The organism is Okeania sp. SIO1H4, assembly GCF_010672695.1.
GTDB lineage: Bacteria > Cyanobacteriota > Cyanobacteriia > Cyanobacteriales > Microcoleaceae > Okeania > Okeania hirsuta.
Window position 1 is genome coordinate 231,312 of sequence record NZ_JAAHGB010000012.1, and the last position, 10,960, is coordinate 242,271.

Here is a 10,960-nt window from a genome sequence, read left to right on the forward strand (position 1 = left end):
AGCAGCACAAAGGGCAGGATTAGCAGTTGCTCCTTGGAAGTGGAAAGACTTAATTGCTTTTCCCACACTTTGCGCTCTGCACTACCGAATATTTTTTCCAGACGGTATAAGCTACCAGCTAGTTAAAATATAATATCATCATCAAGTTCAAGGTCTTCATTTTTTTCTGGCTCATCTATGCCAATATTACTATCTTCAGACTCAAAAATCTGAGAGTTAACCGATAACTGAGAAGACTCTGATGCAGCAGATAAATCAGTTTTATCTGCTGATTTAATTAACTCTATATCTACTATTTCTCCCTGAAAAAAATCAGCTATTCGGCGAGTGGCAACTGCTACAGTTTGTCTTTCTTTTTCAGGAGATTTTTCCTGTTTCGCTACATTATCCAACTGTGGTTGAAACAAAGAAATATCTGGCATAGATCTGTTTTCTCTGTCCGATTTTATTGTATTAGATTTTTGGATTGTTTCTGGTTCATCTTCTATAACTTCATCATCAGAGTTAGAGGTTTCTTGATGTTTTTCATGGTTAGTTATGTTTCTTTCTCTTCTACTATTATTGGGATAAATATTTTCACTAACACTTTGATTTTTTCCCTTGGTATTTGTTACTTCTACTTTAACTTTTACCGCAGTCTTAAAAACCTTCTCAAACCCAGCTTCAATATTAGCAACTTTAGACATTACCATTTTCTGCCATTTATCAGAACTAACACCAATACGCGCTACTTGATTGTTAAACCCTAATAATATAACTTGAGGCTGAGGTTGAAGTAGTAACTGTTGGGTACTTAATTTAACTTCAGCAAGTACCCTTTGCCAAATTTCTTGTAAATCAACTTCTTTAGGATTAACATTAACAGCTTCCGAAGGAACTAAATTTTCCTCATTTTTTGATGCAGTCGGAATTTCTTTTACCTCCGATATTTTCTGTTTTGGAGGTGAATAAATAGGAGGCTTTGCTTGTGGTTGACTAGAACTTTTAGAAGTACTTTGAACCGAAATATTTTGACTTGTTTGTCTTTGAGGTAACTGTTCGACTATTACCCTCGAACTTGCCAATGCAGCAGGCAATAATCCCAACAAAGTGACCTCCAACCATAAACGAGGTTGAGTCGTATTTTTAATTTGTACTTCAGAAGTTTGTAAATGCTTTTGACCGGCTAAAATAGTGCTAATATCCCATGTTTGAGAAACTTGACAAAGTTGTTCCCAAGTAGATTTTGTCAACGCCACTAAATTTCCATTTGTCGGTGCAGTTTTTGCTATTAATAAATCTCGGTAAAATCCTGCTAAATTTTGTAATACAATAATCGGTTCTCGACCCCGATCCATTATTTGACGAGTACATTCCAAAACTTCCGTAGAATTATCAGAGGCGATCGCTTCTAAAAGTAACATTAAATCTCGCTCTGGCACTGCCCCTACCAAGTCCCATACTCGTTCAACTGTAATCTCACCTGCCAATAAACTCAACTGGTCTAACAAACTTTCTGCATCTCGCAGTCCACCTTGAGCAATTTGAGCTATCATTTGGACAGCTTCAGTGGTAATTTCAATTTTTTCTTCCGTAGCAATTTTTTGCAAGTGTCCAACCATCGCTTCTAGAGGAATTCTGCGAAAGTCAAACCTTTGACAACGGGAGATAATAGTCGGTAAAACTCTCTGAGGGTCTGTAGTTGCCAGAATAAAGACCACTCGGTTTGGTGGCTCTTCTAAAGTTTTGAGTAGAGCATTAAAAGCTGACACAGATAACATATGGACTTCATCGACCACATATACCTTATAACGACATTGAACAGGTGCAAACTGGGATCTTTCAATCAATTCCCGAATGTTGTCCACACCAGTATTGCTAGCTGCATCAATTTCTATTACGTCCAGAGTTGACCCTTTTGTAATACCTATACAAACATCACAAGTACCACAAGGACTGGGGGTAGGATGGTCATGGGAGAGACAGTTGAGAGATTTGGCAAAAATTCTGGCGCTGGAAGTTTTCCCTGTACCTCTCGGTCCTGTGAATAGATATGCTGGAGCTATTCGTTCAGTATGGATAGCATTTGTGAGGGTTTGGGCGATCGCTTCCTGACCCACTAAGTCAGCAAAAGTCTGAGGACGATATTTGTGATGGAGGGGTTTGTAGGCCACAATTCAGAAATAAGAATGATTTCGTATATTCTAGTTTGATTAAAGTAATCAGCAATACTAATTTCTTGTTTTTTTTCAGTATTTCTGCTGAAAATTTTGATGATATTTTAGTTATATTGTCTATGACAATTTATTCCTTTACAAAGGTTTTAACAATTTATGTATTTTCCCTAATTTATATAAAGTATAATATTTACTATTACTATTATAGAGTAGTAGTTCAAAGATTTTAAATATCTTACTTAATTTTTGTGCATAAATTAAATGTATGTCTAATTTCTAATATGATTCCTAAATGATGAGTTAACTTTTAGAAAAATTTTTTGAATAGCCTTGATTTTTTGAGTAATCTTGAAAAAGTTCTAACTTAATTTAGAATTGCCTATCAATTTCTATGAGGCTGGAAAATTGGCTAGCTGGTTTAGGATTTATTTTTGATTATTTAGACAATCAATCTTTACTTGACAATAAGCATTCAGCAGTCAGCTATTAGCTATCAGCTATTGCTTTTAGTTTACGATCAAAGCTTTATTAATTGTCTTACTACAAAAGTTATATCCCTTGCCCTTAAAGTCTATATTAATTTCAACACTGTCCTTAAGGAGAGATCCTTGTTGCTGAGAGCATACAGCTAATAGCTATTTGCACAGCATTCCGCAGGAAATGCTTACACTTTACAGAAAATCAAACAAAAAAACTCTAGATTTTATATGATACTTTGTGGATAAAATCAATCAAAAGCTAGTGGATAACCATGAGATATTATCAGAATTTAAGGCGGCCTAAAAACAGATAAAAATAAGACAAATTTATAGTTTATTTTCTGTAATATATTTAAAATTCAAATTATCAAGATGCTTACTATACCTGTAATTGTAGTAATTTTTAACCTGTTTATAGTTTTTTAGCCAATCAATAACTTCAACTATTTTCTACCAACTATAACCATCAGGTATTTATCCTGAAAATATTAACTCCCTGATTTTAACTTTAAATTTCTGTAAATTAATTGTCAAATTTTATTTAAAACCTATGTTAACACCAATTACTATTGTGGAACCAAGGTTAACCCAAGCTTCACCAGCACCACAAGTAACTTTGCAAAAATCAGAATATATTTGGATGGCTGCATCTGGACTACTATTACTATTAGTGATTATTATGGGTATATTCCACCAAGTAAAAATGAAGCAATTTAATAAAAAACTAAATATGGAAGGATTTAGAAATAAAGACCTGCGTAAAAAATATAAATTGGCTGTAGCAACTATCTCAAAAATGGAAAAAAATCCTGACCTAATCCATTCGCGAGAGTTTAACTTAGACTACTTAAGAATGCGGATGGTAGAGGAAGTTTTTCACTTTGCTATTGTCAATCAAATTAAGGTAAAAGTTAAACAACAAATTAGTATTGTATTGCGTCCTACTCCATTAGCAGCAGGAGAAAAAGGAAACCCAAGTGGGCGACAAATTGATTCTATGTTTGATGTAGAATATGATACTGGGGAACCAGGCAAAGATCTGAAAAAAAGAGTGTTATTTCGGGTGTCAATCAAACTAACAAAATTACCAACTCAGGCAACTTCTCAAACTATTAATCAAATTATTGATTGTTTAGAAACCTACCTTAGTCCTAGTGACGATCATGATAATTGGACTCCTACTATTCAAGGTCGAATTGTACATATTGATTGGGATCAAAAAGCAAAACCAACACCGATGTTGGTACTAGAGCAATCTAATGATGGAGTTCTATTTCGTACTAACCGACCAGCAGCAAGAAATGTTAGTCCACCTCCACCTCCACCTCCACCTCCACCTCCACCTCCACCTCCATTCAGATCAACTGTAAGTAAAAGAAATACTACTAAAGGAGCAAGAATGCAGGTATCTACAAAAGGGAAAATAAAAGGTGCAATTAAAAATAATGTTAAAAATACTAAAGGAGCAAGAATGCAGGTATCTGCAAAAAGGAAAACAAAAGGTGCAATTAAAGGTAGTGTATCAAGAAAGTGTGGAAATGATTCATAATGCCCATGTACGCGCATATAGAAACCTCACAAGTCAGTAGTGACGAATTTTGGTCATTTGTCCAAAAAAAAGCGAGTGCGTAATTCTGGGATCTCCCCAGAATGTAAGACGGACTCAAAACACAAAAACACTGTCAGATGAATGAATTGACACTCATGTGATTGTTGGATTGGGATGACTCAAGCATCCAGAACGTGGATTAATTTTGGCCACTCGTGTCAGCAAACACACTGACCAGTTCCGATACAGAATTAATCACCAACACAGAAGGGAAAACTAACTGACTGGCAGTGGCATACTGATGATTAGGGTGGGTATGAGCGAGTTTTGCCTCCAGAAGTAAAGCATATCAAGTTTAAAGACCAGACACAGCAGATAGGTAGGTGGCATCGCACCCCAGAATAAATTTGGTAAGGTCTGGGCACAGACAGAGATAACGGTTAGGTTAGCATTCGCGGAGCGTGGCATCAGCAGTATGGCCTACTTCAATTGGATTTGGGTTCATAGTCGCAAAGAAAATACTGCTGCACAAACAGCTGAGGAACGCGTTCGCGGAGCATTGCAGAGCGCAGTATCACTCCTTAGAGTTGGAACGACCTAATTACTTCTCCCACACTTTGCGCTCTGCACTACCCAATTAAAAATAATGCTAAAAATACTCAAATTCGGAAATAATTAAAGTCAGGAAAAAGGAACAAAGAAGAAGAAAAGCAGACTTCAGGAATCATGTAGTGTAGCGAAATGTTAATGAGTGGAAATTGACTAGTTTGATTTTATTGTGTTTAAATATGCCTAGCTTAACAGGTAAAAATCTTCAATTTTAACTATCAGGTTAGCAACATTTAATATCATGTCCGGTAGCATCGGTATTGTATAGCAAGAGTAGGGAACACCGGAGCTGGGAACAGGGAACAGTCAGGAATACTTAAGAGCAAGAAAAAAACTTAAATTTCCTGTAGATATTCACCTTTGGGTTTACACAAAGGATACCAGCGGACATGATATAACGAAGTCAGAAGTCAGAAGTCAGAAATCAGGAGTTATTTTTGTAACGGGGAATTTGAGCAAGGTTCCAAAAATATTTCGCCTTAAAAGGCGGGGTGGCGCGACCCAATTATATCATGTCCGGTAGCATCGGTATTGTATAGCAAGGGTAGGGAACACCGGAGCTGGGAACAGGGAACAGGGAACAGGCAAGAATACTTAAGAGCAAGAAAAAAACTTAAATTTCCTGTAGATATTCACCTTTGGGTTTACACGAACGATACCAGCGGACATGATATTATTTTGATAAAATGCGATAATTGCGAGTAAAAATAAATATAATTTTCTTCTTTTTACTAGCTAAATTTTGCAGAATTTAAACTATCATAATTTCAACTATATTTATACCAGATTTACTATCTAAAGCAACCGTGGGTTCATCTACTGCAATACTAACTTAGGTTTAATTATTAAAGCATGAGCGAGCTACCCTTTACTTTTGCTCGCCATATAAACTCTTAGGGTAGTAATGTACTCATTCTCCTAATCCTATTAATTCTAAAAATTTCTATGATTTGATGTACAGTTTCTGCCTAAAAAATTGGGTTTAAATTCTCAATACATTTGCACATTTTGCGTCGCATTTATAGCAGGGAACAGAGAACAGGGGTGTCACCCCGCGTCGGCGACAGACGCAAATGGTCAGAACCCGGTAAGGTTTCCTCGTCTGGAAATACTTTCAGCCGAAAAAGTGTTTCATTCTTATTTGAAATTACTATACAATTTAGATTAGCTACTGACTCTCGAATTTGTTGAGTTGTAGATATGTTTAATCGAAGGTCTCTACAATCTTTAATATATATTAAATACCATGTCCGGATGATTAAATATAGTAAAAATGTTATCCTCTAAATCTGGAAGAAATATCCCAAACTTCTGCTCCGTTTCCAGTGTTCCCTCTTGAATTTACACCTACCAACTAAGAACTTTATTCTCACTAATTAAGCGGACATGATATAACAAATCAAAAAAAATTATTCGCAATTTCTTTTGTAATCATTAATCAGGACTATCAAATAATACAGTTGTCAAATAATAATCTGTCCATTCAGGCCCAAAAGCTTTTTCCAAGACTCGGCGAGTTTTGTCGTTTTGTCTCTGCTGACTAGAGTAATGGCGTTGAGCTTTAAGAATCTCAAGTTGTTGTTCTGAGGTAACAGGTTTTTGGGCGATCGCTTGTTGGCAATGTATTTCTAGGTAAGATTCCACTATAGATAGAAATTTTTGTTCTTCGTCTAAATCACTAGGTCGTATGAATAGACAAAATTCTGAAAATATTTCGCCCCATTTAGGAAGTTGGCGAGGATAAGAAAATTCTTTTATTGGTAAGTTTTTAAGTTGGTAATTATAGACTTGTGGCAGTTTCCTTTCTTGATTGAGGGGTGATAGATCGACTACTGCTGCACTTATTTGACCTCTTGCTCCCACTAAATCTGTGCCAAATATAGGTAGGGCATAACTTGTTCTAGGAAACATTACGCAGTGTAATATATCTAAGCTTTGACCTACTTTGGCCAGTTCCAGATGTAGCTTGCGGAACTGGGAGGTTTGATAACATTTGTTTTCTATTGTTAGTTTTTCTCCTTCGAGACGGCCTTCTACATACCCTAGTTCTGCGGGTAGGTAATATGGTTGTAAGTCCAGGTAACGTTGCCAAATTGCTTCTATGGTATCTGCTAGTTGGCATATTAAGGGGTGCTGTTGTTCTCGTAGTGATGGAATTGATGTTTTTAACATTCTAGTTATAGGCCAATTAGGTGTAATTTTACTATCTTAGCTTTTTTAGATTTTAGATACTTACTTAATTAGTAGTTTGTATATTCATTAGAATCCCACAATTCTACCTCATTGTCTCAATAAAAATCAGAAATCGAAAGGATAAATTATTATAAATAGAAAGTGAGGTGAAAATTGATGGTGAACTTGGGAAGTATTTTCTTGTTTTCTGAATACTGCGATTGCTGTCTAGCATATAACGGTGTTCAAAGTTATTAATTTTTCAATTCTTAACACCATATATTGTTACTTTCCTAAATACTAAATTATCTCCTAATCAGAGTTTTACTTAGATTTTAATTATATAGTAAATATGACTAAAATTTAACCTATATTTACAATCTCAAAGGTATTGAAAAGCTATTCAGTGAAGTTTCGTTAAATTAACTTGCATAGTTGATTGATAGTGCTAAATTAAAAACATGAAGAAGCAAAAAGGCTTCTTTAGCAGATGTCAAAAGTTAAAATAATAACTTAGGAGGTAACAAAAAACTGTTTAACCTGTTCATCATCTGTTCATTTAGATTCCAACAGCTACCAACGGTGGTTGATATTTCCTCAAATATTTGTAGGGGAGCAATGAATTTGAATTTTTGAAAAATTCTAACTCTATTTAATATTGAATAATGTAGAGGAAATTACTCAGCCAAGGAGGAAAAAAAAAGCTGTTAAATTTTAAGTTAATCTCAATACAAAGTCGGAATAACACCCATCTAGAAAGCGAATACTTCCTAAAAATTTGGGATTAGTACAGTGAATTTAAAGCTGTGCATCCAAGACCTAAAGAGGAAAAAAGGAAGTAATAAAGTGAGTATAGGTGGGTGTTATTGTTTGAAAAGATTGACTTAAAAAAATAAAGTAAAGTTTCGTTAAATTGTCTTGTAATTATTAGTAACAGTGTTAGATTAGTAATTGAAGCAGCAAAGCTTCAAACATTCATAACCTCATCTTCTTCGATCAAAGAGTTATAACTTAATACTGAGTGTTAAGGTTTTGACCGAGAAACAGGTTGTTGTCAACCTTAATTGTTAGTTAAGTAGTTGACATTAAAAATAAGGAGGAAAAAAATACTGTTAACTCTAGTTATCTGTGTGATTCAACAACAGCAACTTCTTTGGCAGAAGCTGATAATTCCTCAAGTTGTAACGGTAAGGAAGTAAAGATTACTCAAGTTGAGATTTGAGTTAAACTTCATTTAAAATTCATTAAAACAGAGGAAATAATTTCAGGAACTCAGGAGGTTACAAAGCTGTTAAATCTACGAAAATCTGTCTCCTTAAATAATCAAAAACAACGCCAAAATAGAAAACTAATACTTCCTTAAATGGTAAAAGGGGAGCAATGTAACTAAGATTTATTTTATGACTTAGTGCAACTCCAGAAATAATCCAGAAATTGAAGGAAGTCACTGAGTGAGTAAGACTGAGGCGTTGTTTTTGTATGGGGAAAAAATTAAGTAGCGAGCGAGAAATAATATCAAATTCCCTTGAACAGTTATAAATAACGACGGAGGAGTCATAAGTAATAAGTTAGGAGTCAGGAGTCAGGTTTCAGGAAGAAAGAAGCTATCCCACTATTTTTAACAAGTTTATTTGTTTAAGTAAAATGTGTTTTAAAAGCTTGATTTTTCGTTTTTAACTATCAACATATTTAGAGTTTTTAGCAAAAGTATTATTAGTGGGATAGGTTAAAGAATGAAGAAAGAGTAGGAGGAGGAGAAAGTTTTTTTATCACTAATTAAACACACATAATATCAGATAAAATTAGGTTGAAGAACCTCACTTCAATTTAGTAGTCAGTAGAGAATGCTCAACCCTATTTTTTCTGAATCAAATTAGATTTTAAGACCTCACACTCTAAGCGATCACCATCTAAGTATTTATCTCCTTTTGAGCGACTTTTCATTGACTATATTTGATTATAACTTGTAAGTAAACCCCTAGCGAAGCTCTATATAATAACATTTGTGCGTTTCAGTCAGTGTAATTATGAGCAAAAGTAAAAGTAAACCTAAACCTTGGGATGAAAATTGGGAAAAATTTGAATATATTGGTGGTGGTGGTCAAGACAAAACTTTTTCAGGAAGATATTCCTCTCTACATGGTGACTGAATTGATAGAAGGAAGTAGATTAGAAAATTTTGTAGCAGAAGGTGTAATGAATATCTTTGATGCTGTACATTTTACACTCAAATTATTAGATATTTTTGAATATTTTCATCAAAGGAATATAATTATATAGAGATATTAAGCCTGACAATATTATTATTATAAACATTGAAGTGAAGTTATGCAACCGGATTTGATATTACGGCTCAAAACGAAACAGATAAAACCCTCAAAAAACAGCTCAATTGGCACGACTGTAAATTTCGATAAATCAATAATATTTAGGTTTTTAAATGAAGTTGAACTTGTTTAGCACCATTGAGAAATAGAAGCTCTCTAATACCAAGGGTGAAAAAAGAATGCTTTTGTTAGGTGAAACTTCAATTATTAAGTTTAGGTGAAACTTCAATTATTAAGTAATTAACACAGGTGGAATCACATTTTTGATAATGATTAGTCAGTAGCGTATTAATAATTCTGATGTTTACTTCTCTGTACGGGCGAACGGCCGTTCGCCCCCTACTACCCTACTCCCCTACTCAAGAAAATGTAGCAAACATTTATTACCCTTGGTATAATACTTATCATCTAACACCAGGGAAACAAGTTTATAAATCAACTTTTAGCGATCGCCACCCCTAGAAAATTTACATATAGTGTAAACAAGAAATTAATCACACCAAATGTAGAAAAAATGAGATTTAGTCTACCATAGGAAGCTCAATAATTGGCGTTGTCAGATTAAAAGATGAATTATAGGGACAGGGTGGGAACAGGGACCTCTTTAAACTTAAGGTAATGAATCAGTAGTCAATTGAGTGCTTTAACATTTCAACAGACTTGGAATAGCACAAGGTTTTGCTATCTAACATAGCTCAGTAATGACGTAGCGCGTGTATTTTCTCCCTCTACACCAGTCATGTAAGTCTTGCTCACAATCTGATCTCCTGCCGGAATAAATTTGCTATAAACTGGATTACCATTCCTCACCCAAAAGTAATATCAAATCCGTTTAATTGGACATAAAAAAAATCTTCAATCGCCATAACTACGTTTATCTTTGTAATTCTTTCTCCTCCTGAGGAGGTCCGACTGACTCCTGAGGACTCCTAACTTAACCATTCTATGGCTGTTTAACCGGATTTGATATAACATTTCCACCAGGAAATAGTCTGCCATAGTACCATAAATGTTTCTGCACTATGGTTACCTACTACCCAACCTAAAATCCCGGTGGGAAAATGGTCTACAGCAGCTCCTGTGCCAGATTTGATTTTTTTTTCCGACAAAGGTTTCTAGTTGATCCAATTCTCCGACCTCTGGCATAGTTTCTGCCTCATAGGCATCTGGTAGAAGTGTTCCCACAAGTTTGACCCCATCAATAATCGTTGTGCGTGAAACTCCTGTAATTCTCTCTATGGCACGAAAACCCATGCCATTAACATACACTTTCCAGCAGTTGCGCTTGGCATCATCACTATATCCGTATGGGTTGATATTCTGGGATCAATTGACGGCCACACTTGACACAGATATAATTTTGCTTACCTTTTCACGTGACCATTTTTATGGATGTGGTGACTGTGGCATTCTGGACATTCCATGACATCTCTCCTTGAACTCTAGACGCTGATCATTCTCTGAATTATCTTCTTTTCTGACAACGCCCAATAATTTATATTTGCAGATAGAAACCTAAGCACAATAGTTATTTTTTTGTGCTAATGTAAAATGTGAAAAATATAACCAGACTAATATAGTTGTTTTCTAAAAAGTAACGTAGAAAAGAAAGCAAAAACTAGGGTGAATTAACATCAACCAAATTAGTTAAAACAAAACTCAGTGAAA

Annotated in this window: 7 protein-coding genes and 2 pseudogenes; 4 read left to right on the forward strand and 5 right to left on the reverse strand. The window is 34.9% G+C overall.

All coding sequences use genetic code 11. The features are described from left to right. Nucleotides 1-122: 122 nt before the first annotated feature. A complete protein-coding gene (locus F6K06_RS11880; RefSeq protein ID WP_124146341.1) occupies nucleotides 123-2,153 on the reverse strand; it encodes a DNA polymerase III subunit gamma/tau in 2,031 nt (676 codons plus the stop codon). A gap of 1,032 nt (nucleotides 2,154-3,185) precedes the next feature. On the opposite strand from F6K06_RS11880, the gene F6K06_RS11885 reads away from it, so the two are divergent. After that, nucleotides 3,186-4,184, forward strand: a complete 999-nt coding sequence (locus F6K06_RS11885) for a hypothetical protein (protein WP_240039098.1) — start codon at nucleotides 3,186-3,188, stop codon at nucleotides 4,182-4,184. A 2,043-nt stretch (nucleotides 4,185-6,227) separates the two neighbouring features. Here F6K06_RS11885 and F6K06_RS11890 read toward each other — a convergent pair. Next, nucleotides 6,228-6,965, reverse strand: a complete 738-nt coding sequence (locus F6K06_RS11890; RefSeq protein WP_124146340.1) for a phycocyanobilin:ferredoxin oxidoreductase — start codon at nucleotides 6,963-6,965, stop codon at nucleotides 6,228-6,230. Nucleotides 6,966-8,992: 2,027 nt separating this feature from the next. Here F6K06_RS11890 and F6K06_RS11895 point away from each other — a divergent pair. The 3 genes from F6K06_RS11895 to F6K06_RS11905 all read left to right on the forward strand — a co-directional run bounded on the left by F6K06_RS11895 (nucleotide 8,993) and on the right by F6K06_RS11905 (nucleotide 9,754). Beyond that, nucleotides 8,993-9,115, forward strand: coding sequence for a hypothetical protein (locus tag F6K06_RS11895; RefSeq protein ID WP_275670417.1), 123 nt, complete (start codon nucleotides 8,993-8,995; stop codon nucleotides 9,113-9,115). Next, nucleotides 9,105-9,245, forward strand: coding sequence for a hypothetical protein (locus F6K06_RS11900; RefSeq protein ID WP_287277082.1), 141 nt, complete (start codon nucleotides 9,105-9,107; stop codon nucleotides 9,243-9,245). The genes F6K06_RS11895 and F6K06_RS11900 overlap by 11 nt, the downstream gene beginning before the upstream one ends. A gap of 347 nt (nucleotides 9,246-9,592) precedes the next feature. Beyond that, nucleotides 9,593-9,754 carry a hypothetical protein gene (locus tag F6K06_RS11905; protein ID WP_161564641.1) on the forward strand — a complete coding sequence of 54 codons (162 nt, stop codon included), beginning with the start codon at nucleotides 9,593-9,595 and terminating at the stop codon, nucleotides 9,752-9,754. Between the two features lie 111 nt (nucleotides 9,755-9,865). Here the strand turns inward: F6K06_RS11905 and F6K06_RS11910 are convergent. From F6K06_RS11910 to F6K06_RS11920, 3 genes and pseudogenes are all read right to left on the reverse strand, one after another. Beyond that, nucleotides 9,866-10,093: pseudogene (locus tag F6K06_RS11910) on the reverse strand (IS1 family transposase); the annotation flags it as partial. Nucleotides 10,094-10,147: 54 nt separating this feature from the next. After that, complete coding sequence (locus F6K06_RS11915) at nucleotides 10,148-10,291, reverse strand: hypothetical protein (RefSeq protein ID WP_161564900.1); 144 nt, start codon at nucleotides 10,289-10,291, stop codon at nucleotides 10,148-10,150. Continuing rightward, nucleotides 10,261-10,716 (reverse strand): annotated as a pseudogene (locus tag F6K06_RS11920) (IS1 family transposase); the annotation flags it as partial. The gene F6K06_RS11915 and the pseudogene F6K06_RS11920, both read right to left, overlap by 31 nt. Nucleotides 10,717-10,960 lie beyond the last annotated feature (244 nt).

Excerpts from the sequence above, each read along its gene's own strand:
- F6K06_RS11915 (WP_161564900.1), bottom strand. The coding sequence starts at position 10,291 with ATGGCAGACTATTTCCTGGTGGAAATGTTATATCAAATCCGGTTAAAC.
- F6K06_RS11900 (WP_287277082.1), top strand. The coding sequence starts at position 9,105 with ATGGTGACTGAATTGATAGAAGGAAGTAGATTAGAAAATTTTGTAGCA.
- F6K06_RS11885 (WP_240039098.1), top strand. The coding sequence starts at position 3,186 with ATGTTAACACCAATTACTATTGTGGAACCAAGGTTAACCCAAGCTTCA.
- F6K06_RS11890 (WP_124146340.1), bottom strand. The coding sequence starts at position 6,965 with ATGTTAAAAACATCAATTCCATCACTACGAGAACAACAGCACCCCTTA.
- F6K06_RS11905 (WP_161564641.1), top strand. The coding sequence starts at position 9,593 with ATGTTTACTTCTCTGTACGGGCGAACGGCCGTTCGCCCCCTACTACCC.
- F6K06_RS11895 (WP_275670417.1), top strand. The coding sequence starts at position 8,993 with ATGAGCAAAAGTAAAAGTAAACCTAAACCTTGGGATGAAAATTGGGAA.